This is a genomic window from Photobacterium panuliri, from assembly GCF_059920555.1.
Window position 1 is genome coordinate 3,419,627 of record NZ_CP197192.1, and the last position, 23,326, is coordinate 3,442,952.

The 23,326-nt window shown below is 55.4% G+C and carries 19 protein-coding genes and 14 tRNA genes; 25 read left to right on the forward strand and 8 right to left on the reverse strand.

Annotated elements, in window-relative coordinates:
- The first annotated feature begins 3 nt into the window (after nt 1-3).
- The 5 genes from ACSF8X_RS15720 (at nt 4) to hemW (ending at nt 3,288) form a co-directional block, all read left to right on the forward strand.
- Nucleotides 4-558 carry a YggT family protein gene (locus tag ACSF8X_RS15720; RefSeq protein WP_047878653.1) on the forward strand — a complete coding sequence of 185 codons (555 nt, stop codon included), beginning with the start codon at nt 4-6 and terminating at the stop codon, nt 556-558.
- Nucleotides 555-848 carry a DUF167 family protein YggU gene (gene yggU, locus ACSF8X_RS15725; protein WP_047878652.1) on the forward strand — a complete coding sequence of 98 codons (294 nt, stop codon included), beginning with the start codon at nt 555-557 and terminating at the stop codon, nt 846-848. The genes ACSF8X_RS15720 and yggU overlap by 4 nt, the downstream gene beginning before the upstream one ends.
- A 125-nt stretch (nt 849-973) precedes the next feature.
- Nucleotides 974-1,411 carry a DUF4426 domain-containing protein gene (locus tag ACSF8X_RS15730; RefSeq protein WP_500850380.1) on the forward strand — a complete coding sequence of 146 codons (438 nt, stop codon included), beginning with the start codon at nt 974-976 and terminating at the stop codon, nt 1,409-1,411.
- A 119-nt stretch (nt 1,412-1,530) separates the two neighbouring features.
- Nucleotides 1,531-2,124, forward strand: a complete 594-nt coding sequence (locus ACSF8X_RS15735; RefSeq protein ID WP_047878650.1) for an XTP/dITP diphosphatase — start codon at nt 1,531-1,533, stop codon at nt 2,122-2,124.
- Nucleotides 2,125-2,127: 3 nt separating this feature from the next.
- On the forward strand, nt 2,128-3,288 hold the full coding sequence (hemW, locus tag ACSF8X_RS15740; RefSeq protein WP_500850381.1) for a radical SAM family heme chaperone HemW: 1,161 nt from the start codon (nt 2,128-2,130) through the stop codon (nt 3,286-3,288).
- Between the two features lie 108 nt (nt 3,289-3,396).
- On the opposite strand, the gene ACSF8X_RS15745 is transcribed toward hemW, so the two are convergent.
- The 3 genes from ACSF8X_RS15745 to trmB all read right to left on the reverse strand — a co-directional run bounded on the left by ACSF8X_RS15745 (nt 3,397) and on the right by trmB (nt 5,622).
- Nucleotides 3,397-3,813 carry a hypothetical protein gene (locus tag ACSF8X_RS15745; protein WP_053062432.1) on the reverse strand — a complete coding sequence of 139 codons (417 nt, stop codon included), beginning with the start codon at nt 3,811-3,813 and terminating at the stop codon, nt 3,397-3,399.
- Nucleotides 3,814-3,858: 45 nt separating this feature from the next.
- The gene (glsB, locus tag ACSF8X_RS15750; RefSeq protein WP_047878648.1) at nt 3,859-4,779 is read right to left on the reverse strand and encodes a glutaminase B; all 921 of its coding nucleotides are present in this window, start codon (nt 4,777-4,779) and stop codon (nt 3,859-3,861) included.
- 105 nt (nt 4,780-4,884) lie between these two features.
- Nucleotides 4,885-5,622 (reverse strand): tRNA (guanosine(46)-N7)-methyltransferase TrmB, encoded by a 738-nt coding sequence (gene trmB, locus ACSF8X_RS15755; RefSeq protein WP_047878647.1) that lies wholly within the window; start codon nt 5,620-5,622, stop codon nt 4,885-4,887.
- A gap of 156 nt (nt 5,623-5,778) precedes the next feature.
- On the opposite strand from trmB, the gene mutY reads away from it, so the two are divergent.
- The 11 genes from mutY to ACSF8X_RS15810 all read left to right on the forward strand — a co-directional run bounded on the left by mutY (nt 5,779) and on the right by ACSF8X_RS15810 (nt 9,486).
- Nucleotides 5,779-6,837 carry an A/G-specific adenine glycosylase gene (gene mutY, locus ACSF8X_RS15760; RefSeq protein ID WP_500850382.1) on the forward strand — a complete coding sequence of 353 codons (1,059 nt, stop codon included), beginning with the start codon at nt 5,779-5,781 and terminating at the stop codon, nt 6,835-6,837.
- A gap of 121 nt (nt 6,838-6,958) precedes the next feature.
- On the forward strand, nt 6,959-7,231 hold the full coding sequence (locus ACSF8X_RS15765) for an oxidative damage protection protein (protein ID WP_047878645.1): 273 nt from the start codon (nt 6,959-6,961) through the stop codon (nt 7,229-7,231).
- A 113-nt stretch (nt 7,232-7,344) separates the two neighbouring features.
- Nucleotides 7,345-8,481, forward strand: coding sequence for a membrane-bound lytic murein transglycosylase MltC (gene mltC, locus ACSF8X_RS15770; protein ID WP_500850383.1), 1,137 nt, complete (start codon nt 7,345-7,347; stop codon nt 8,479-8,481).
- A 127-nt stretch (nt 8,482-8,608) separates the two neighbouring features.
- Nucleotides 8,609-8,684, forward strand: a tRNA-Phe gene (locus tag ACSF8X_RS15775).
- A gap of 43 nt (nt 8,685-8,727) precedes the next feature.
- Nucleotides 8,728-8,803 (forward strand) — tRNA-Asn (locus ACSF8X_RS15780).
- 48 nt (nt 8,804-8,851) lie between these two features.
- Nucleotides 8,852-8,927: transfer RNA gene (locus ACSF8X_RS15785), tRNA-Thr, on the forward strand.
- A 60-nt stretch (nt 8,928-8,987) separates the two neighbouring features.
- Nucleotides 8,988-9,063, forward strand: a tRNA-Phe gene (locus ACSF8X_RS15790).
- A 6-nt stretch (nt 9,064-9,069) separates the two neighbouring features.
- Nucleotides 9,070-9,145, forward strand: a tRNA-Asn gene (locus ACSF8X_RS15795).
- Between the two features lie 47 nt (nt 9,146-9,192).
- Nucleotides 9,193-9,268: transfer RNA gene (locus ACSF8X_RS15800), tRNA-Thr, on the forward strand.
- A 60-nt stretch (nt 9,269-9,328) separates the two neighbouring features.
- Nucleotides 9,329-9,404: transfer RNA gene (locus tag ACSF8X_RS15805), tRNA-Phe, on the forward strand.
- Nucleotides 9,405-9,410: 6 nt separating this feature from the next.
- Nucleotides 9,411-9,486: transfer RNA gene (locus tag ACSF8X_RS15810), tRNA-Asn, on the forward strand.
- A 131-nt stretch (nt 9,487-9,617) separates the two neighbouring features.
- On the opposite strand, the gene ACSF8X_RS15815 is transcribed toward ACSF8X_RS15810, so the two are convergent.
- The 5 genes from ACSF8X_RS15815 to ACSF8X_RS15835 form a co-directional block, all read right to left on the reverse strand.
- A complete protein-coding gene (locus ACSF8X_RS15815) occupies nt 9,618-10,181 on the reverse strand; it encodes an Lcl C-terminal domain-containing protein (RefSeq protein ID WP_500850384.1) in 564 nt (187 codons plus the stop codon).
- Nucleotides 10,182-10,192: 11 nt separating this feature from the next.
- Entirely contained in the window at nt 10,193-11,650 is a 1,458-nt protein-coding gene (locus ACSF8X_RS15820; RefSeq protein WP_500850385.1) for an Lcl C-terminal domain-containing protein, read from the reverse strand.
- A 16-nt stretch (nt 11,651-11,666) separates the two neighbouring features.
- On the reverse strand, nt 11,667-13,943 hold the full coding sequence (locus ACSF8X_RS15825) for a proprotein convertase P-domain-containing protein (protein ID WP_500850386.1): 2,277 nt from the start codon (nt 13,941-13,943) through the stop codon (nt 11,667-11,669).
- A 9-nt stretch (nt 13,944-13,952) separates the two neighbouring features.
- Entirely contained in the window at nt 13,953-16,091 is a 2,139-nt protein-coding gene (locus tag ACSF8X_RS15830; RefSeq protein WP_500850387.1) for a TonB-dependent hemoglobin/transferrin/lactoferrin family receptor, read from the reverse strand.
- 109 nt (nt 16,092-16,200) lie between these two features.
- On the reverse strand, nt 16,201-18,252 hold the full coding sequence (locus tag ACSF8X_RS15835) for a prolyl oligopeptidase family serine peptidase (RefSeq protein ID WP_500850388.1): 2,052 nt from the start codon (nt 18,250-18,252) through the stop codon (nt 16,201-16,203).
- A gap of 342 nt (nt 18,253-18,594) precedes the next feature.
- On the opposite strand from ACSF8X_RS15835, the gene ACSF8X_RS15840 reads away from it, so the two are divergent.
- From ACSF8X_RS15840 to ACSF8X_RS15880, 9 genes are all read left to right on the forward strand, one after another.
- Nucleotides 18,595-20,223 carry a methyl-accepting chemotaxis protein gene (locus ACSF8X_RS15840; protein ID WP_047878640.1) on the forward strand — a complete coding sequence of 543 codons (1,629 nt, stop codon included), beginning with the start codon at nt 18,595-18,597 and terminating at the stop codon, nt 20,221-20,223.
- Between the two features lie 208 nt (nt 20,224-20,431).
- A complete protein-coding gene (locus ACSF8X_RS15845; RefSeq protein ID WP_047878639.1) occupies nt 20,432-21,058 on the forward strand; it encodes a glutathione S-transferase family protein in 627 nt (208 codons plus the stop codon).
- Nucleotides 21,059-21,181: 123 nt separating this feature from the next.
- Nucleotides 21,182-21,257, forward strand: a tRNA-Phe gene (locus tag ACSF8X_RS15850).
- Nucleotides 21,258-21,300: 43 nt separating this feature from the next.
- Nucleotides 21,301-21,376, forward strand: a tRNA-Asn gene (locus tag ACSF8X_RS15855).
- Between the two features lie 47 nt (nt 21,377-21,423).
- A tRNA-Thr gene (locus ACSF8X_RS15860) sits at nt 21,424-21,499 on the forward strand.
- Nucleotides 21,500-21,537: 38 nt separating this feature from the next.
- A tRNA-Phe gene (locus ACSF8X_RS15865) sits at nt 21,538-21,613 on the forward strand.
- Between the two features lie 42 nt (nt 21,614-21,655).
- Nucleotides 21,656-21,731: transfer RNA gene (locus tag ACSF8X_RS15870), tRNA-Asn, on the forward strand.
- A gap of 43 nt (nt 21,732-21,774) precedes the next feature.
- A tRNA-Thr gene (locus ACSF8X_RS15875) sits at nt 21,775-21,850 on the forward strand.
- Between the two features lie 219 nt (nt 21,851-22,069).
- Nucleotides 22,070-23,326, forward strand: a complete 1,257-nt coding sequence (locus ACSF8X_RS15880; RefSeq protein ID WP_047878638.1) for a cyclic di-GMP phosphodiesterase — start codon at nt 22,070-22,072, stop codon at nt 23,324-23,326.

Sequence of the window (23,326 nt, forward strand, 5' to 3'; positions counted from 1 at the left end):
TATATGAATTCACTTGGTTTTCTAGTTAACACCCTGTTCGACCTATACATCATGGTCGTCCTGCTACGGATCTGGCTCCAGTGGGCAAAAGCGGACTTCTACAACCCGTTCTCCCAATTCGTGGTCAAAGCCACCCAGCCGGTTGTCGGCCCGCTACGCCGTATCATCCCGTCTGTCGGCTCACTAGACCTGGCCACCTTGCTATTTGCCTACCTCCTATGCGTGGGCAAAATCCTGACATTGCTACTGGTTCTTGGCGGCGGAATAGTGTTCAACCCTACATATCTCTGGTACGGTGCACTCGCCCTGCTCAAGGCTGCGGGTGGCCTAGTGTTCTGGGTACTGCTTATCCGTGCAATCCTGAGCTGGGTCAGCCAGGGCCGCAGTCCAGTTGAATACGTGATGTACCAACTGACCGAGCCAATGACGGCACCTATCCGCCGCGTGATCCCGGCGATGGGCGGCTTGGATCTCAGCGTACTGGTACTGTTCCTTGGCCTCCAGTTTGCCAACTTCCTGATCGGCGATATTGTCGGCCAGATTTGGTTCCAGCTATGAGTGACAATGCCGTCTCCCGGCAAGGGGATGATCTGGTTCTTCGCCTCTATATTCAGCCCAAGGCCAGCCGCGACCAGCTGGTTGGCCTGCATGGCGAAGAACTCAAAATCGCTATCACCGCCCCGCCAGTGGATGGCAAGGCCAATGCCCACCTGACCAAATACCTATCCAAGCAGTTCAGGGTCGCAAAAGGTCATGTGATTATCGAAAAAGGCGAACAGGGACGCCACAAGCAGGTGCGCATCGAAGCACCCCGTGAAATCCCTGACGCTGTCAAAACCCTGCTCTAGCAACATCTTGCAATACCGTGCGCGGCAGCCTGCCGCGCACTCCCCCCGGACTATACTTGAAGGATCAACACCCTCGACTGGCAGGCTGCGCCTGACCGGAACAGGGAAGAGAAAAGGATAACTACATGAACACGCTGATCTCCCTGCTAGGCTCCGTCATTCTCTTTTTCGGCCTCAGTGCACCTGCAACCGCCGGGCAATACAAGAATATTGGCAACCTCGAAGTCCACTACTCGAGCTTCCCCTCAACATTCCTGACCCCGGACATCGCCAGCAACTACAAAATCAAGCGCAGCGGCTATTCGGCCGTCGTCAACATCACCGTGCTCGATACCAGCCAGCCGAGCAAACCCGCCGTTCCGGTGACGTTGAGCGGCGAGGCCCGCAACCTGCTGGGCACCCGCAAACAGCTGGAGTTCCGTGAGATCCGCGAAGGCAAAGCCATCTACTATCTGGCCGAAATAAAGCACGCCAATGAAGAGAGTTTTCAGTTCTCTATCGACGTCAAGCACACGGCCACACAGGGCAAGCTCGACTTCCGTCAAACTTTCTACGTCGACTGAGCTCCGGCAGGCCCGGCCAGCCATGAACAGACATTAGGGGGGCTCCAGGGGCTCCCCTTTCATTTTCTGGGTAGTACGCTAAGATAGCGCCCTCTTAGACCCTTGCGAGGAAATGTGTGATGAGCAAACTGGTACTGGCCACTGGAAATCAGGGCAAAGTGAAAGAGATGGCCAGCCTACTGGCCGAGTTCGGATTTGATGTGGTTGCCCAGAGCGACTACAACGTTTCATCGGTTGCCGAAACCGGTACGACGTTCATTGAAAATGCCATTATCAAGGCCCGCCATGCCGCCAAGGAAACCGGGCTGCCAGCCATTGCCGACGACTCCGGCTTGGAAGTGGACTACCTCAAGGGCGCACCGGGCATTTACTCGGCCCGCTTTGCTGGCGAAGAAGCCAGTGACGAAGAGAACCTCACCAAGCTCCTCAAGGAGATGGAAGGCGTACCCGCCGAGCAGCGTACTGCCCGCTTCCACTGCGTACTGGTACTAATGCGCCATGAAAACGATCCTACACCGCTAGTCTGCCACGGCAGCTGGGAAGGCAGCATCCTGACCGAGGCCCACGGTGAAAACGGCTTCGGCTACGATCCTGTATTCTGGGTACCGGAAGACCAGTGCGCATCAGCCGAGCTGGAACCGGCTCGCAAGAAGATGCTGTCGCACCGCGGCAAGGCACTGGCCAAACTATTTGCAGCCCTGAAGGACGCCTGATCCATGTTGCTCCCACCGCCGCTGAGCCTGTATATCCATATTCCCTGGTGTGTCCAGAAGTGCCCATACTGCGACTTCAACTCCCACGCCCTGAAAACGGATATTCCCGAGCAGAACTATATTGACGCCCTGATCGAGGATCTCGATACCGATCTGGCCGAGTACGGCTTGCAAGACGGCCACCGCACGCTGCATTCGATCTTCATTGGCGGCGGTACTCCGAGCCTGATTTCAGCGCCTGAAATCGGCCGCCTACTTGATGCCGTCCAAGCCAGAATCCCGTTTAGTGATGATATCGAAATCACGATGGAGGCCAATCCTGGCACCGTCGAAGCCGGCCGCTTCACCGCCTACCGGGCCGTGGGGGTAAACCGGATTTCGATCGGGATCCAGAGTTTCCAGGACGAAAAGCTCCAGCGCCTAGGCCGTATCCACGGCAGCGAGGAAGCTATCCGAGCCGCCGGGCTGGCAGCAGAAGCCGGACTGGAGAGCTTCAACATCGATTTGATGCACGGGCTACCCGACCAGTCGGTAGAAGAAGCGCTGGCCGATCTCAAGCAGGCCATCGCCCTCAACCCGCCGCACCTATCGTGGTACCAGCTTACCATTGAGCCCAACACCCTATTCTACTCCAAACCGCCGACCCTACCGGACGACGACGAGCTGTGGGACATTTTCGATCTCGGCCACCAGCTGCTAAGCGACGCTGGCTACGTCCAGTATGAGATCTCCGGCTATAGCAAGCCGGGCAAGCAGTGCCGCCACAACCTCAACTACTGGCGTTTCGGCGACTACCTAGGCATAGGCTGCGGTGCTCATGGCAAGATCAGCCACCCCGACTGGACGATCACCCGCACAGTCAAGGTCAAGCACCCGCGCGGCTACCTCAACCCGGCCAAGCCGTACCTTGACCAGCAGACTCAGGTCGACGCCGCCGAACGCCCGTTCGAGTTCTTCATGAACCGCTTTCGCCTGCTTGAAGCCTGCCCCAAGCAAGACTACACCGAGCGAACCGGCCTACCGCTGGCAAGTATCGAACAGCCTATCAGTTGGGCGATAGAACAAGACTACCTGCACGATCTCGGTGACAGCTGGCAGATCACCGAACGAGGCAAGTTGTTCCTCAACGACTTGCTTGCCGCCTTTGTCGAAGACGACGAATAACGCGCATGCAACAAAAAAGCGAACGGCATAACCCGTTCGCTTTTTTTATGCTTATAGCCGTCAACAAATAGAGCCAAACACGACCCCCAATTTGGTTGGGGTATCCGGTCAGTCCAACGTCACGCTCTGCCAGCGCTTAAGCGCTGGGATCAACGACTGGATTTCATTTTCTTTGATCTGGCGGGCGGCCACCCGCTGGCAGAACTCGTCATCGATATGCTGGTTATGGGACAAGGTGTACGGCAGGTCATCGAGCATCATCTGGTGGTAGTTCGCCAGTACCTCCATCTGCTGCTCGTTGAGCTTAACCGGGTGAACCCCGAAATAGAGCCGGCCGTCGGAGCGGACGCTGAAGGTCTCACCGCCCAGACCCAGCTCGAGCTTACCGTCATCAAGGCTCATGGTATTGTGCCACTGCGGATCGCACTGGCGAGGTTCGGCCGCCGCCAGCGAGCCGGAAAAGAGCAGGCTAACAGACAACAGACCCAAAGAAGAGAGCACACATCGACGAACAGGTGACAACATAGGCATTTCCCCTAAACACCGGGGACGCCTGTCTGCGCCCCCTTTTTAGAATATTGAGCGACCGATACGCTCGGCGAGCAATTCCAACGCCGCAGTGCCAGCCAAAGAGTTCCCCGAGGGGTCAAGCTCCGGCGACCATACGGCAATGGCCATCTCGCCCGGTACGATAGCGACAATCCCGCCGCCCACACCGGACTTGCCCGGCATACCGACCCGGTAGGCAAATTCGCCAGCACCGTCATACAAGCCACATGTGGCAAGCAGTGCATTCATTTGCTTACATTGAGTTTGGGTGACAATGGTTTTTTTTGCGCCCAAAGGAAGCCCTTTATTCGCTAAGTAACTGAATGTACGAGCCAAATCAACACAACTCATTTTCAGCGCACAATAGCTGAAATAATTGCTCAAAACAGGCATGACTTCGTTGTCAAAATTGCCGAACGAACGCATCAGATAGGCGATCGAGGCGTTGCGATCACTGTGCTGCATCTCGGAGGACGCAACCACCTTGTCATAGGCGATATGCGGGTTCTGGGCCAGCCCGCGAACCAATTCAAGCATCCGGTACTGCGGGGCTGACAGACGGCTGTGCAGCAGGTCGGAAACCACCAATGCACCGGCATTGATGAAGGGGTTTCGCGGAATCCCGTTTTCCAGCTCAAGCTGGATCATCGAGTTGAAGGCATGACCTGACGGCTCCTTGCCGACCCGGCGCCAGATTTCTTCCGGTTGGTACAGGGTCATCGCCAGCGTCAGGGCCAGCACCTTGGAGATCGACTGGATCGAGAAGCCTTCCTCGCTGTCGCCAGCCTGGATGATCTCACCGTCATTGTAACAAACCGCTATCCCCAGCTTGTCTGCCGGGACTTCAGCCAGAGCCGGGATGTAGTTGGCAACCTTGCCTTTGCCGATAAGCGGCCTTACTTCATCCAAAATTTCATTAAGCAACTGTTCTGTAGGCTTCATTACATTTTCTCCAAGGCTAAAAAAGCCAACCTGAGGTTGGCTTTCTTTTCAATACTGCTTGCCGTCATAACAACGGCACGGGTGCCCCCGGGGGACAAGTTCAGCTTATTCTGTGCGCGCGAACTTCATATCCCATACGCCATGGCCCAAACGGTGGCCACGAGCTTCAAACTTGGTCAGCGGGCGGTCGTCAGGACGCGGGATGTAGTCACCGTCAGTTGCCGTATTGCGGTAACCCGGTGCGGCGTTCATCACTTCGACCATGTGCTCTGCGTAGTTTTCCCAGTCTGTTGCCATGTGGAAAACACCGCCAATCTTCAGCTTCTTGCGAACCATCTCAGCAAACGCAGGCTGGACAATGCGGCGCTTGTGGTGACGGGCCTTATGCCACGGATCAGGGAAGAACAGCTGAACGGTATCCAGACTGCCGTCAGGGATCATGTAATCGAACACTTCCACCGCATCGTGGCACATTACGCGCAGGTTGGTCAGGCCAGCTTCTTCCGCCGCCATCAAACACGCACCCACGCCCGGACTGTGTACTTCGATACCGATAAAGTTTTTCTCAGGGGCATTTTTTGCCATTTCGACAAATGATGCGCCCATACCGAAGCCGATTTCAAGCACTACCGGACCTTCACGGCCATAAACCGCTTCCCAGTCAAGCATCTCCTGAGCAAAGTCTATACCCATTGTTGACCAGTTTTTCTCAAGCGCCATTTCCTGGCCCTTGGTCAGACGGCCTTCACGGCGAACAAAGCTGCGTACCTTACGTACCAGTTTGCCGTCTTCGGTGAATTCAGACAGGGTGACATCACCCGAGGTATTTGTAACTTTGCTCATCGTATTACCTAACCTTGAAAAGACACTAAGCGTCGGCATTATCCAAAGAAACAGCACAAGTGCAAGTCTATCGTTTGCGGCAACCCCGACTTTATGGTGCAATCACAGTCAAAAACAAGGCAGCGCGATAGCTGTCAGTAAAGTGAGCTCAATACTGTGACCCAAACCTTCTCTGATGCCATTTTAGCTTGGTATGACAAATTTGGCCGTAAAACCCTGCCTTGGCAACAACAAAAGACCCCTTACAAGGTCTGGCTGTCGGAGATCATGCTCCAGCAGACCCAAGTAGCCACCGTCATCCCTTACTTCGAACGTTTCATCGCCCGCTTCCCAAGCGTCGCCGATCTGGCGGCCGCCGAACAAGACGAAGTCCTCCATCTCTGGACCGGGCTGGGCTACTACGCCCGGGGTCGCAACCTCCACAAGGCAGCCCAGTACATCGTCGAACACCACGACGGCCAGTTCCCGACGACCTTGAAAGAAGTCATGGCACTGCCGGGAGTCGGCCGCTCGACGGCGGGTGCCGTCCTGTCGCTATCGCTCAAGCAACCCCATCCCATTCTGGACGGCAACGTCAAGCGGACCCTTGCCCGCTGCTTCGCCGTCGAGGGCTGGCCGGGCAAAAAACCGGTTGAAAACCAACTCTGGTCGTTGGCAGAAGCGAATACTCCATCAGAAGGCGTCGAACGCTACAATCAGGCAATGATGGACATGGGGGCGATGATCTGCACCCGCAGCAAGCCCAAATGCGACCTGTGCCCGGTCGGCGAACGCTGCCAAGCTCGTGCTACGGGGCGCCAAGCAGACTTCCCCGGCAAGAAACCCAAGAAAACCCTGCCGGAAAAACAAGCCTGGTTTGCCATCTTCCAGCACGGGCGCAAAATCTGGCTGGAAAAAAGACCGCCAGCCGGAATATGGGGCGGCCTATGGTGCTTCCCGCAGCAGGATCATCCTGAGCTGGACGGGCTGATCGACCAAAGGCTGGGCGGATGCGACTCACTGGTGGCCGGCACGGAGCAGATGATTGCCTTCCGCCATACCTTCAGCCATTACCACCTGGACATCGTCCCGGTCAAAATCCGCCTCGCGGCCCTGCCGACGATAATCAACGATAGCCAGTCCGGCCAATGGTACGATCTCGACCAGCCAGCGGAAATCGGCCTCGCCGCACCGGTCCAGCAGCTCCTCGACACCCTGCGGGGCGAAAAGGAGTAAGGCAGCTCCCGGCACCCGATGCTATACGCCAAAACCTCTCTTTGGTATAAAGAGAACGAACATCCATTGATCCCCCGCGCCGCCAATCGAGCCCGGGGCCAACCAAATGAAGGAACGCCGCATGAGCCGTACCGTATTTTGTGCCCGTCTGAAAAAAGAAGCCGAAGGCCTGGATTTCCAATTCTACCCGGGTGAGCTGGGCAAGCGTATCTTTGACAACATCTCCAAAGAGGCGTGGGCTGAGTGGCAGGGCAAGCAAACCATGCTGATCAACGAGAAAAAACTGAACATGATGGATCCGGAGCACCGCAAGCTTCTGGAGACCGAAATGGTTAATTTCCTGTTCGAAGGGCAGGACGTGGTGATTGACGGCTACACCCCGCCAAGCCAATAAACACGATCACATTTTCGGAGCCTGGCGGTAGTTTCTCTCGCCTCGCCCGCCAAAACTATTGATAATGGCATCATTTGCACGCGCAACTGATGCCATTATTTTGTCTGGGGACTATGAAACGTAAAGCGATATTGTTGGCCGCCCTTATTCTGAGCGGCTGTAGCCGGGAGTTTGTCGAAGAACACGTCTATCAGGTCGACTACACCACCACCAACCGTTTCGCCAACAATTTGGCCCCGCTTCCCGGCCAGTTCACCAAAGATACCGTTGCCTTTGACCAGCTGATGAACTCATTCAGCGGTCAGGTCAAGCGTTACTGGGGCGATGACGATGCCCTGGTCGCCAGCAAACGCCAATACGTAAAATATACCGATGGCTACCAGAGCCGGGCCCATGTCGATTTCGAACGAGGGGTCGTTATCGTCGAAACCGTAGCAAAAACCGAGCCGACAGCCCACCTGCGCCAGGCCATCGCCACCACCCTGCTCACCCCCGAGGACCCAGCGGGCGTCGACCTGTATTCAGATTCTGACATCAAGCTTGACGGCAAACCCTTCCTCTACGGCCAGATCCTCGACCAAGAAGGCAAACCGATCGAATGGTCTTGGCGCGCAAACCGCTTTGCCGAATATCTGGTCAATGCCAAGGTACACACACGCAACGAGCGCTACCACAAGGTCTGGTACGTGGAAATTCCGATGGTGGCCGACCATGCGGACAAACGTGGCTACAAATACGCCTCGATCGTCCGTGACGCAGCGCGCCGCTACGGGATTGCCGAAGATCTTATCTATGCCATCATCAAAACCGAAAGCAGCTTCAACCCCTACGCCGTTAGCCATGCCAATGCCTACGGCCTAATGCAGGTCGTGCCGAATACCGCCGGGGCCGATGTCTTCAAGCTGGTCAAGAACAAGCCGGGCAAGCCCAGCCCTGAGTATCTTTTTGATCCTGCTAGAAATATTGATGTCGGCACAGCCTACTTCTACCTCTTGCGCAATCGCTACCTGAAGGACGTCAGCAATCCGACATCGCTCCACTACAGTATGATCTCGGCCTATAACGGCGGTACTGGCGGCGTACTCAAGACATTCAATGCAGATCGCAAGCGAGCCATGAATGATCTCAACCGGCTCCAGCCCAACCAGGTTTACTGGGCACTGACCAACAAGCATCCGAAGGCAGAAGCTCGCCGCTACTTGCAAAAAGTCACCGCTTTCCAAAAAGAATTTCAACAGGGAAAACTTTAGCACTGACAACAAAATAGGCTTTTTTGACGCACGCAGCGCAAAATTCAACCTAACGGACAAAATAAACAAAAAATCTCAAAAAAGTGGTTGACGAAAAGAGCGAAAACCAGTTTAATAGCGCTCCGTTGCCTCGATAGCTCAGTCGGTAGAGCAGGGGATTGAAAATCCCCGTGTCGGTGGTTCGATTCCGCCTCGAGGCACCATATTTTAGCTTGGTGTCGAAGACGACAAGCAACGAAGTACAATTCCCCCTTAGTTCAGTCGGTAGAACGGCGGACTGTTAATCCGTATGTCGCAAGTTCAAGTCTTGCAGGGGGAGCCACTTTCTACTGCCCTGCCCTTATGGCGGGAACGGTAAACAAAATTAGGCGCCGACTTAGCTCAGTAGGTAGAGCAACTGACTTGTAATCAGTAGGTCACCAGTTCGATTCCGGTAGTCGGCACCATTATTTAGCAAATATTGCTGTTAGCAGTATTGCAGAAGTTAACACCACGGTGTGACTTTTGCCTCGATAGCTCAGTCGGTAGAGCAGGGGATTGAAAATCCCCGTGTCGGTGGTTCGATTCCGCCTCGAGGCACCATACAATTCCCCCTTAGTTCAGTCGGTAGAACGGCGGACTGTTAATCCGTATGTCGCAAGTTCAAGTCTTGCAGGGGGAGCCACTTTCTACTGCCCTGCCCTATGGCGGGAACGGTAAACAAAATTAGGCGCCGACTTAGCTCAGTAGGTAGAGCAACTGACTTGTAATCAGTAGGTCACCAGTTCGATTCCGGTAGTCGGCACCATTATTTAGCAAATATTGCTGTTAGCAATATTGCAGAAGTTAACACCTCGGTGTGACTTTTGCCTCGATAGCTCAGTCGGTAGAGCAGGGGATTGAAAATCCCCGTGTCGGTGGTTCGATTCCGCCTCGAGGCACCATACAATTCCCCCTTAGTTCAGTCGGTAGAACGGCGGACTGTTAATCCGTATGTCGCAAGTTCAAGTCTTGCAGGGGGAGCCACTTTGAAAAGCCTTGTCGAAAGACAAGGCTTTTTTTATACCTGTCAGGCGGTACTCCCATCACTCCGGCCGCCATGTATACAAGGCAAAAAAAACCGCAGTTAACACTGCGGCCTTTCAATATGTTCAGCACTACTTCCCGTCGCTGACCAGCAATACTCCCAGTTCGTAATCTTGGAACCCGTAATGGGTCACCAGCCCGTCATTCAAGCCAAACGTCGCAATCTGCTGGGTGGCGGGGTTGGCCGTCGATGACCACACTGTCCGCTTGGCATCCCATTGATCTTCTTCTTTGTTAATCAATCCCGGGAATGCCTTGATATTGACCGCAGGTGATATACAGGCAACCTCCCTCAGGCCGACCAGCTCTTTGATATTGGGCATCCGCCAACCAGGCATACCGCCATAACCCGCGCTTTTTTCGCTGTGCTCTATATGGAACAGTGCCGACTTCCACTTGAAGCCCGTCGGCTCACCGGTACAGCGCTGGGTTTGCGAATCCCAAGCCATCCCGACCAAACAACGGCGCCAGACCAGATTCGTCTGCAAGTCGGTCACCGTACCGTTTTGGTTGTCCTTGAATCGGATATCAACCGCGCTCCCCGGCACATCCGTATAACAAGACTGCATTACGGCACTGGCCTCTCCAGCGACAGACATGGCGCATACCAGCGCAATCAAGGTTTTCTTCATCATTGTACAATTCCTTATTGGGCAACCATGCGGGCCTGGATAACGGTAGGTGAGTAACATTCTTCGCTCTGGCTTGCTTCACAAACGGAATACCCCGCAGAGATATCGCCCAACATGGTGCTATCCTCAATCACGGTCATTTGTGACAACAGCGGGATCTGCTTGCCTGTGGTGTAAGCGGGATCTGAGCGCATTTGGGTGGATGACCAGTACATCCCATAAGGCAGCTCCCCCGCCCCGGTGACCAGATCATCAAAATATGCCACATCCAAGCCATAGGTATTGCCGCTGGCATCTGTCGCCGTTTCCCCGAAATCAAGCAAATCGAACTGCTCATTGAATGTCGGCAGACGCCAGTTGCTCTTGCCGCAAAAACGCGCCTCATTCAACCTGTCAACGTACTCTTGAGTCGTGCACACGCCGAGACCGTCACTCTGGCACGATGCCATCGCCAGCTCGGCAGGATGCGGCTTGTGGCTAGCCGTCTCAAAGGCAAACTGACGGTGCTTGTCGCGATACGAGCCTCTGTCGTCCGCCTTATGCTCCCAGACCAACCCGGTGCGTTCGTCTTTCACGCATTGCCATTGCGTGCTGTCGTCAGCCAAGGGCTGACCATTGCCATCTAATTTGACGAACTTGAAGCCACCATCGGTCACATCCAACCCATAGCTGGCATCTTGCCCCGGCGCCCCCGGATCGGCATCCTCGGTCATCTGCCCCGTCGCCAAATTCAGCGATTTGGTCAAACCGGTATCGTTGTGCCCTCTCTGGGCTATCGCCCCCAAAGACGCCAGCTCATCGTAGTGCCGCTCGCTCAGCGTCCCGTCGAGGATCGACTGCCCATAGATCGCCAGCCCTTTTGTCGTCCCCGCCACCAAGGTGTCATAGGACTCACTGCGTTTGGCCATGTTTGCCAATACGGTTACCAACTCCCGATCGATGTCAGCCAAGGCGGCATCGTCACTTTGTGCCAGCAAGTCGGCCGGTACGGGTATCCCCAATGCCGACAGGTTTGCGGCAACGCTGGCAACCGCCTGCTCTTGGTTGCTGCCCAGCAGCATCTCGCCCATCACCAACGTCGTTATGCCGTTGATCTGGCTGGCTTGGCTTTCCCCCACAGCCGGTGTGGCCAGTCTCACTCGCCCTGCCGTTGCGCTCTTCTCCCCGTGTGCCAAAGATGCGACCACCAGCAGCGGTGAGGTCTTGATCTTGATATCCGCACTTTTCAAGACAAATGCAGGGTGCTCCGACTGGACGCTAGGCTCATTGCTATCACAGGACCAATTGCGGTCAATATCTGCACATACCGTAAATGGCATCGCCGCATTGGTTGCTGACAGGTTTCCACTCACCTCGTACGTCGGTGCGACCGGGCTGCCACTGTTACTACCGCTATCATCACCAGATCCACCACAGCCGGTCAGGGCCAACGTAATGGCAACAGGCAATAAGGCTAATTGCGTTATTTTCATAAGACTCTCTCTGTCGTTATCGTTTAATTCTTCGGCGTACACCAGCAAGGAATAAGCTCGCCAGCAGACCGGTCAGACCAAGGCTGCCCCCCGACGCCCCCGCTGCGGGAGCGACAGTACCCTTATCACCGTCTCCGCTGGCTGCTGCGCATTGGTATCCGGTGACCGGCCCGATCCCCCAGCGGTGGATTTCACCAACATTGCCAGCGACACGATCGGTAATATCCAGGGTCCAGTTGCCGGCCAGCGGCTCGCCGGCCCATTGTTCCAAAGCAGGGGTGTTTGCAATGGTATAAAGGTACTCATGGCTTGCCAGCGGTAGTGCTTGGTTGCCCATCAGGGTGATACTGCGCCCGGACGGCGCACGGACGGTTACCTTGAGATCAGACAGGCGCTCATGGCTCAACGAAAGGTAAATGGCAAAATCATTACCCACTACCCCGGCTCCATCATCCACTTTCAATGCATAGAGGTTGTCTCCCAGCACAATCTTGTCGCCAAGCGGGGCCGGGCGTGCATCGGCCAGCGCTTGGTCTAGCACCTGTGGCGCTATCGCCAGTTGCGGCTCGCCATAGATAAAGTTCACCTGCTGGCGGCTAGTGAACGGTTGCAGGGCCGACGAATGACTGGCGGCTGTTTCTGCTGCCAGGACCAGCTCGTCACCGCACTGCAAGGTTACCGGCAGCGTCAGAGCCTCGCCCAATGAATGGCTATGGCCATCGGCCACTCCCTCGTGGCGCACTGTGCGGCTCCAGCCCAAAGCAGGAAGTGACAGATCAGAGCGGTAACCGACAAGCTGACGGCCGCTGGTATTGACCAGCGCCGCTGGCAACACCACGCGCTTGCCGTCAGGGCTGCGGAGCAGGTTGCTGCTTTGAGCCAGCATCACATCATCACGCAGAATTTGGTGGTTTTTAAAACGCGCTTCGAGAAAAACGGCGTAGTCTTTATCCGGATAGAGCCGAGCCGCAGCATCAACGGTCGAACGGGCCACGTCGTGCATCTTGGCCCCATAACCAATCCCGGCCTGCCCCTCCAGGACAATCCGGTTGAATTCATCAAACGCACCCTCGCCGTAAACCTCGACGGCTTGCTTCAGAGTCTGAAACAGCGGCGTAGACCACAGCTCGTCGCTCAGCGTGCCCATCACCGACACATGGGCACGATAATCAAACTCGGGGTAATAACGGGCATCGGCATCATTGAGCGAGCGCCGCGATTTCAATGCCCCGGTGATCCCATCCCAGTTACCGAACAGGTCCGGCTCGAACTTCACCGCCCGGTCGCGCTGCACCCAGTAGCTGTATGCCCCAGCCCAGTAATCACTGAATCCCTCGCCCATCGCCTCGGTGTCGCCGCCCTGCCAATCCGGCGTCAGGCGCTCGGTGATCGCATGGGCAAACTCGTGCAGCACCACATCTGCATCTTCGCTATCCGGCACCCCGCCAGTCCCCATCGAGAGCACATCGATATCGCTCAGGTAGGTAGAGTTGTTGCCGGCCTCCCCCTGGGCATCAATCTTGAGCGGCGCAGTAAATAGGGCCTTGCCCCCGACAAAACCCAGGGTCTCCAAGTACCGCAGCGAATGGTCAAGGTGGTAGAACGCATTCACATCACGAAACGCCGCCTGCTCACGGCGAAAAGCGAACGGCATCCCTTCATCAACCGACACGATCCCCTGCCGTGGAGACACGGCCTCCCCAAACATATGGGTAATATCCACAGCCGTAACACGGCTATTGGCCAGATACAGTTTCCCCCCGGCCCGAGTCACCTCGATATCATCGACGGTACGGTAGGCCTCTGCCGGCACGACGATATTGTCGACATTGCTCTGGCCGTCTTCCAACGCCCGCCCCGTCGCGGTGCGGGGATCGGGGTCGAACACCGTCAGCGATGCGGTCACAGCCTCCCCCTCGGGCGGCTCAACCAAGGTATGCGGGCGCGGTGCCAGCGGGAGATTGGCGTCACACGCCCTGGGGTTGACAACAAGGGTGTTGAACACCCGATAGAGCTGGCCGTCCCTGCCGGTCGAGACCACCAGAGCCCCCTTGCAGGGCTCCCCCTTGCTGTTGGCCTGGGCAAAGTGGTAATGGGTCCCGAGCAGGCTGGACACCGTACCGGTAAGTACCATGCTGTCGGTATCGCCATAGCGCGACTGAACCAGACGCAGGGCATCATCAGCCGCCTTGATCACCTGAGCCTCCAACGGATACTCCAAGTGGACCGGTGACGCCAAGCTAACGGCAGGTATGCAAGCAGCGATAGCAGCCGCGACAAAACTTGTTTTCATCACGCCCCCTTAGAAGCTGTACTTGGCATTGATATTGAAATAACGGCCCGGCTCGGTGGAATACAGCACGTTGCCCTTGCTGACCCCGGCCACATCCTGGTAACGGGTATATTCGCTGTCGAACAGGTTGTTGATTGCCACATTGACCCGGAAATCAGGGGTAATGTCATAGCCCGCCCCCATATCGACACTCATCCAGCCCGGTGTGGTTGCGCACTCGGCTTTCATCCCGATACTGTTGGTACACGACGGCACCCGATCTATCGAAGCGGCATAATTGACCCGGACAAAGGCATCGACCCCGCCGTGGTAGTTGATCTGGGTATTGCCCTCAAGCGGGGTCAGATTGCGGATAGGCTCACCTTGGTCGTCTTCGCCGTCGACAATCCCCAGCTTGGTCACCACTTCCACACTGCTGGCCAGCCAATAACCGGCCGTGAGCTCGGCACCATAGGTCTTCACCCCGTCCAGGTTCAGGTACTGGACTTCCGACGCCTTGAGCTCATCGTTCCAGCCGGTGGTCTTGTAGCTGATGAAGTTGTCGAACACGGAATAGAACACGGCCGCATAGACAGACAGTCGTCCATCGTCGTACTTGCTGCCCAGTTCGATGTTGTCGCTGGTTTCGGCCTCGAGATCGGCGTTCGGCTTGATGATAAAATTGGCAATCCCGCTCGACAGGTGCGGCACGTACCCGTATGCCTTGTCGTAGGACGGGGCCCGGAAGCCGTGGTTGTAGCTCAGGTAGGTATTGAACGTATCCGTCCACTGGTAGCCAACCGACAGGCTCGGCGACAGCTCGCTGCTGGTCGACTCTTTGACGTCGTAGCTGCCAATCCTGGCACTGTGGCTCGGCGACAAGTGCTGGTAGTCAAACCGCAGGCTCGGGGTAATATTCCACGCCCCGAAATCAATCACGTCATGGAGGTACAGACCGGCCCGCTGGGTCGTCGCCGCCGCGAACGGCGCGTAGGTTTTCGGGCGGTTGCCGTTCCAGTCGATCAGGGTTTTCTGGATCGGGCGCTGATGCTCGAGCCACTCCAGCTCTATCCCCCAGGCAACGTGGTGGCTCAGCCCCCCTGTCTCCCCCTGCTTGAGCATCTCGGCCGACGCCCCGTACAAGGTATCGGTGAACTGGCGGCTCTCCATTTGGCGGCGCTGATACTCGAGCCCCTCCTGTTTCCGGTGCATCGCGATATCCTTGTCGCCATTATTCTCGGTATGGCGGTAGTAGGCACTCAATGCAGCCTGATCCGCCAAGATCCCCCGTCCTGCCCACTCGGCCGAGACTTTGGCCAGCAAGGTACTGGTCTCGTTGTCCTCGAGGAAGGTTTTGCTCTGCCAGCCGCCACCGTCCTCCTGCACCGGGGCGATACCGTCCCTTCGGGTCGCATTCTGGCGGTAGTACTCGCCCTTGCCTTTAAGCAGCCAGGCATCATTGACGAACCACTCGCTTGTCAGGGCGGCATTGAATCCGTCAATCTCTCGCTGGTAGAGGTTCTCGGCATGGTTCTTGGTTTCGCTGCCTTGCCAGTAGCTCAGGCGCAACAGATGATCGGTATTGCCCAGCCGTCTGGCGGCTGTCAGGGCCGTGGTGTATTTGTCGCTGATCCCCGAGTAGCCAGCCTCTACTCCCATATAGCTGTCATCGTTGCCCAGATAATCCTCCGGCGACTTCGAGGTCAGCACGACCACCCCGCCAATCGCTCCGGAGCCGTAGAGCGACGATCCGGCCCCCTTGACCACTTCAATCTGCTTGATGTCACCAAGATCAAAGCTGTTGAACCCGGCGACATCGTTGATATCGTTGGCCCCGTAGCCATCGGCAACCCGAACGCCATCTTTGACGACCGCAATCCTGTTACCCGACATCCCGCGGATCGTAATATTCTGCGGACGCCCCGCACCACCCGAGACACTCACCCCCGGCTCGTTGCTCAGCGCATCGTAGAGCTCTGTCGCCCCCTCTCGCTCAAGCTCCTCGCTGGTCACAACAGCCACCGAGCCATTGGTCTTGGACAAGGGCTGTTCAACCTTGTTGGCTGTCACGATAACCGGGGCAAATTCCGTCACGTCGGTGGCGGCCTGGCTGCTCGGGGAAAGCGCAAATATCGACATGAAAGCCAATGGGATCGGCTTGAGCTGCATGATAGTTCTCCGCATCTATATTGATGAATGGGTGGAAATAGGCAAAACGACGCCCCTCCGGCACCATAAAGACGGCCAGAGTCAGGCAAGAAAGAGTCAGTAAAGGGGATCAGGTACTGTTATGAATACCGGCCAACGTGGCTTGCCAGATCAAAAAGGCATACTCACGGGCCTGCTGCTGCTCGGCATGACGGCGGTCCGGTCTATGGCCGCCTTCCATGTTGGTACTCAGCAAAAATGGCCCCGCGGATGTGCTGGCATCGCGAACGTTAGCGACCCATTTGGCCGGCTCCCAATAAGGGACCTGGCTATCATATAGCCCGGCGGTCACCAACATGGGCGGGTAAGGCAGGGAACGGATATTATCGACAGGACTGTACCCGGCGATAACCGCACGCTCGGCGGGCAGGCGGGGATCGCCCCACTCGCCATATTCCTGCAACGTCAGAGGAAGAGAGGGATCGGACATCGTCGCCATCACATCGACAAACGGCACCTGCAGGACTGCCGCCTTGAACAGCGAGGGTTGCTGGTTGATTGCCGCAGCGACCAGCGTTCCGCCGGCACTGCCACCCATCGCCAGCAGCGGACGTTGCCGGCCGTTGCGGTAATGCTTCAGCGCTTGGGCCACGGCAATATAATCGGCAAAAGTATTTGGCTTGTTGACACCCCGCCCCTGCTGGTGCCAATCAGGTCCGAGGTAGCCCCCACCCCGGACATGGGCAATGGCATAGATCATCCCGCGATCAAGCAAACTCATGATCTGAGGGATAAAATAAGGCCGCATCGGTGTACCGTAGGCCCCATAGCCATACAGGACAACCGGGGATTGCGGGGTCAGGCGATCTGGCCGATAAACTAACGATACCGGCACGGCGACACCTTGGTGCTTGACGACCAACTGCTCGCTGCGGTAATTAGCAGGATCAAGATTGTCATAGCTATCGCCGCCGATGATCGTCAACGATAAATCCTGCAGGTCCAGCTCCAGCCATTGCGGAGGCTGTGCCATGGACATGCTTCGGATCCGAACGCTCTGGCCAAACTGGCTATTGTTGCCGGACAGCCAGGCGATCCCGCCCGTTGGCGTGATCTGGCGCTGATAACGAACCCTGAACTGATCATCGAGAACCACCAGTTGGCTGAGCTGCTGCTCGGCCACTTCCAGCACGATACTCCCCGGGTACAGATACCAGCTTTTAAGGTACTGCCCGCGCTCCGGTTGCCATACTCGCTGCCACATTGCCTGAGGGTTAGTCAGGGCCGTCCGGTAAAGCGCCATCTCACCTGACACGTTACTCTTGAGGTATAGCGACCCGTCACGGATATCGCCATAATATTCGATACCTTGCTGACGGGGGCGCAGCTCGTTGCCGATCTCACCACTGGCCAAATCCAACACACGCTGCTCGCTCGAGTCATGGTTGTTGCTCTGGACAAAGGCGCTCTCTCCCGATGTGGCGGGATAGACAGACACCAGCCAAGACGCTGACGGTTCACGGTATACCTCCTGCTGCTGGCCATCATCAAGCGACCAGCGCATCACCCTGAAGGGACGAAGCGTCGTCAGCTCATTCTCGACCCAGTACAGGCTACGGCTATCCGTCCCCCACACCATATCCGAGGCCGCGTTGGTGACCCCTGATAGTTTGACTTTCCCGGTCTGGGTATCGAGAACCGTCAGCCGGTAGTTGCGATCCCCACGGTGATCCTCGGCCAGAGCGATATATCTGTGATCAGGACTGTTACTCCAACCGCCCAGCCGATAATACGCAGAATCAGCAGCACGCTGACCGAGATCGATGATCGGCTTGACCCCGTACGTCTTTGCATCCTGCCGTAGCAGCTGATAACGGTGCCCGCTGTTCTCTACACGGTAGTTATATATGCCTCGCAAAGACCACGGCTTATAACTCTGGGTGGGTATACGCCCCTGCCACTCGCGCAACAGTTCAGCCTCCAATGGCTGCTGGGGTAAAAGCACTGAATGGGTATGTGCATTCTCTCGGCGCAAAAAAGCCAAGACAGGAAGGGACTGCCGTGTGTCATCGCGCAGCCAATGGTAATGGTCATGCCCCGCATCGTCAGTAAGATCCTCACCATTGGCAATCAATGACAAGAAACTACAACAAAAAGCAAACCCAACGAGACGAATGTTCATTAACCACAACCCACTACAACACTTCGAATTGACAACTGGCAGAGCAAAAATCTACTAATAACGGGCGCATCATACACACATGCGATAATGATATCAATTATCACTTGCATTTGATTTTGATAATCTTTTCCAATAATGAAGCAAAGATAATTTGTGCAGGTCAAAATCATCCGAATTGATAGTTACACCACGGCCGAATTAATACCCCAATGGCATTGGCCCTGCAGGGAAAAGCCCAATTACGTCATAAGCAACCGGGGATATACAGAATATGTTTACAAAACAATAGCGAGTCATTATAAGTAGCGCCTCTTAAATTAACTCTACAGCATAGCTACGACCATGAAACTCAAGCACCAAGCCTTTGCACTAGCTGCTCTTGTCTTGCTGGCGCTGATTGCCATGAGCGCAACAGGGCTCTGGACAATGCGTATGGCCAGCAATCTGGACAACAAAGCGCGGGTAACCGAGCTATTCAACAGTGCCTACAGTATTCTCACCGAAGTGGAGAAAATGGCCCAGGATGGGACATTGACGGAAGATGAGGCCAAGGCCTTGGCTACACGCCTGCTGCGCAACAACCTCTACAAGGACAATGAATATGTCTACGTTGTCGACGCCGACATGACCTTCATTGCCGCCCCACTTGATCCCCAGTTGCACGGCACCAGCTTCAACGACTTCAAAGATGCCGATGGCGGCAGTATCGGCGCCCTGATCCAGCGCAAACTAGGCAGCAGCCGCGACCAGTTGATCGAATATACCTGGCACCAGAAATTGCCTGATGGCACTGTCGAGCAAAAGCTGTCGATTGCCAAGAAAACCCCGCACTGGGGCTGGGTCGTGGGGACCGGTATCGGCTTACAAGAAGTCAACGCACGGTTCTGGTCTACAGCACAGTGGCAATTGCTGCTCTGCCTGTTTGTCGCTGGCAGCATTATCACCCTGCTTTTGACGGCCATTAAACGTATGCTCGCCCTGCTTGGCGGTGAACCGACAGATGTCCGCATTGCGGTGCAGGCCGTGGCTGACGGGCAGATTTATACCCACTTCGCCGAGTCGGCCCCCCGTGGCAGTATCTACTATGCCGTTCAGCAGATGAGCTTCTCGCTGGCAAACCTCATCCAGCACCTCGAGCTCTCAATCCGTTCCTTGCACCAAGAACTGGATGACGCCCGCATCCGCTCAGGGCAAATTGCCGAGTTCAGCGAAACCCAGCAACAGGCCACCGAGATGATAGCCACGGCAATGACCGAGATGGCGTCTTCCAACGCCAATGTCTCCGACGCAGCCAATGACAGCGCCATCAGCACCAAAGATGCGGACAACCAAAGCCAGCATACCCAGGCACTGATCAATGCCACTGTTGGCAATGTCGCGGGATTGGCCAACGAGCTCAATGCCGCCAGCCAGGCGGTATCGGCACTAGACAGCGACGTCAACAACATCGCCAAGGTGCTGGTCGTGATTGGCGACATTGCCGAACAGACCAACCTGCTCGCCCTCAATGCCGCCATTGAGGCCGCCCGTGCCGGTGAGCAAGGGCGTGGATTTGCCGTGGTTGCTGACGAGGTGAGAAACCTCGCGGGGAGAACCCAGAACAGCACCAAAGAGATCCAGCAGATGATCACCAATCTCCAGCAGGCATCACAGAACGCAATCCAAACCATGGGGATCTGTGCAGAGACGAGCCAAACTACCGTCCAGCAGTCTCAGCAGGCCTCCTCGGCGCTAGGAAACATCGTTTCGGCACTGGAGTCGATCACCGAGATGAGCCACCACATTGCCTCGGCGGCGGCCGAGCAGACTCAGGTCAGCAATGATATCTCCGAACGTATCAACATGATTGACGATAGCGGCCGCCAGCTCAGTGAGGTCGTCACCCAGAGCCAGCAGAGTAGCTCGAACCTGTCGCAACTCGCTGATGAGCTCAATACGTGGATCAGCAAATTCACGATTCGCCAACGTTGAACCCGGCACACTAAAAGCTAAACCGCAGCCCCGCTGCGGTTTTTTTTCACTTGGTGCCGGAGCAAGGGCGATACCCCAGCCTGCCGCTGGTGGACCGAGGAAAAAACGATAACGCCACCGTTGCAGACCTTGCCAAAAACCACCCTGACGGGTGTTTTTTTTGGACTAACTTTAAAGTCATGACTCTGTACTCCTTCAAGGATGGCAAATGATCACTCTTTACGGTTACCCCCGCACCCGCTCACTGCGTGTCTCATGGCTACTCGAAGAGCTGGGGCTTGATTGGCAATACCAATTAGTCGACTTCTCCCACAACGCCCACCGCTCAGCCCCCTACCTCGCCCTTAACCGACAGGGCAAAGTCCCCTGCCTCAATGACGACGGTATCGTTATCACCGAGTCGGCGGCAATCTGCTTCTATCTGGCAGAGCGCTACGGGCCACACTGGCTACCAGAACCGGGAACGGCCGACTCAGCCAAGCACCATGAATGGGTATGCTTTACCACCACAGAGCTGGAACAACCGCTTTGGTCGATGGGAAAACACCGCTTTGCCTTACCGGAAGCCATTCGACTCCCCGAAATGCTCTCGGTGGCCAGCTGGGAATTTAAACGCGCGCTGCAAACCGCGGAATCCCGACTGGGCGAAACTGGCTATTTATTCGGCAAGTTCCCAACCGTTGCCGATATCATCTTGGCCCACACGCTCAACTGGGCAGCTAAATTTGATCAAAAACTTCCTGAAAAATTAGAAAAGTACCGTCAATTCATCAGTAAACGTCCAGCTCTTAGCCGGGCACTCGATCGTGAAACCAGAGCATTAGGTAATACCTGAACACACCATCAGCCCAAAAAAACCACAAAAACACACCAAAAAGAACAAAAAATCAGAACTCAAAATATTTGTTCAAAAAAACCATTGACGAAAAGTCCGAAAACCAGTTTAATGCGCCCCGTTGCCTCGATAGCTCAGTCGGTAGAGCAGGGGATTGAAAATCCCCGTGTCGGTGGTTCGATTCCGCCTCGAGGCACCATATTTTAGCTTGGTGTCGAAGACGACAAGCAACGAAGTACAATTCCCCCTTAGTTCAGTCGGTAGAACGGCGGACTGTTAATCCGTATGTCGCAAGTTCAAGTCTTGCAGGGGGAGCCACTTTCTACTGCCCTGCCCTATGGCAGGAACGGTAAACAAAATTAGGCGCCGACTTAGCTCAGTAGGTAGAGCAACTGACTTGTAATCAGTAGGTCACCAGTTCGATTCCGGTAGTCGGCACCATTATTTAGCAAAGCAGAGACTTAACCATCACTGCTTCTGCCTCGATAGCTCAGTCGGTAGAGCAGGGGATTGAAAATCCCCGTGTCGGTGGTTCGATTCCGCCTCGAGGCACCATATTTCAACTTGGTGCATAAGCAGCAAGTATAAAAAGACAATTCCCCCTTAGTTCAGTCGGTAGAACGGCGGACTGTTAATCCGTATGTCGCAAGTTCAAGTCTTGCAGGGGGAGCCACTTTCTAGTTTAAGCCGCAAGGCTTGAATAATAAGAATAAAACGCCGACTTAGCTCAGTAGGTAGAGCAACTGACTTGTAATCAGTAGGTCACCAGTTCGATTCCGGTAGTCGGCACCATCTTTGAAACCTCATCCTCGGATGAGGTTTTTTTTTGCATCAATTTTCCCATCAAGACAAACGGGTCAATTTAGTCCCAATCCATATGAAAAAAGTGTTCCCGCCTAGCACTAAGTGAAAATAATTTAGCGCTAGAGACACATCTCGTATAATCTCCAATACCCCGGATTTATAACCGGGTGTAACTCTTTTATGTGCAATATAAATCTAGTTGGACATATGGCCACAGTAAAACTCTCTATTGAACAGTTAACTCAGGGGCTGTACATCAAATTGCCCCTTCAATGGACGGATCACCCTTTCCTGTGTAATCACTTTCTTATCAAAGACCCGCAGCAGATCCGGTTAATCAAGAATCTCGGGATAAAATTCGTCTACCTCATTCCAGAGAAAAGCGAAACGACGCCTTTAGCGCCAGACACCCAGGATGATGCGATCAGCGATCAAGAAAGCCAGTTTCTCGCCAAACAAGCCGAGATGCTGTGGCAAGAAAAGCAAGCCAGGATCTCCCGGCTGAAAAACTACAAGCTCAAGTATCAACGCTGCGAACAGAACTTCACCCGCTCAATGGCGCAGCTTCGCTCCATCATGACCAAACTGAAAAACCGGCCGCTCAATGCCATCAAGGAAGCTGAGATGCTGGTCGAAGAGATGGTCGACGCCCTGCTCGACGCCGACAGCGTGGCGCTGCACCTGATGAGCGACAACAAAAAGCACGAAGATATTTACTGCCACTCGCTGAATGTCACCATTATGTCGATGATGGTCGCGCGGGCATGCGGACTGGACGCCGCAGAAATCAAAACAATCGCCATCGGATCGCTTTTCCATGATATGGGTAAACTAAAAATACCCAGTGCGATTCTCCGCAAGACAACGCCGCTGACTGAGCCGGAAGAGAACTACTTCAAGCTCCATACCAAATACAGCCTCGACTTTGCCAATCTCAGCAGCACCTTCCCCGAAGAAGCCAAGCCGATTTTGGCCCAGCACCACGAGCTCATCGACGGCAGCGGCTATCCGAACCAGCTCACGGCCGAGGAGATTTCCCCCTATGCGCAGCTTGTCGCCGTTGTCGATGCCTACGACAGGCTTTGCCACCCGCAGGATCCGAAAAAGGCCAAAATCCCATACAGCGCACTGTCGTATCTGTTCAAGTACCAAAAGGAACAATACAACAATGACTACCTCGGCCAGCTGATCCGCTTGCTGGGCGTCTACCCGCCGGGCAGCGTTGTCCAGTTGTCCAACCAACAGCTAGGGTTAGTGATGTCCGTCAATTCGGATAACCTACTCCACCCCAATGTCCTGCTCTACGATCCGAGCGTTCCCTCCAACGAAGCACCGATCATTGATCTGGAAGAGAGCGATATCCGTATCGAGCAGGCCATCGCGCCGCACAAACTGCCGGAACACGTCGCGACATACCTCAACCCCCGCGTCAGGATTTCCTTCTATTTTGACCCTGACGACTAA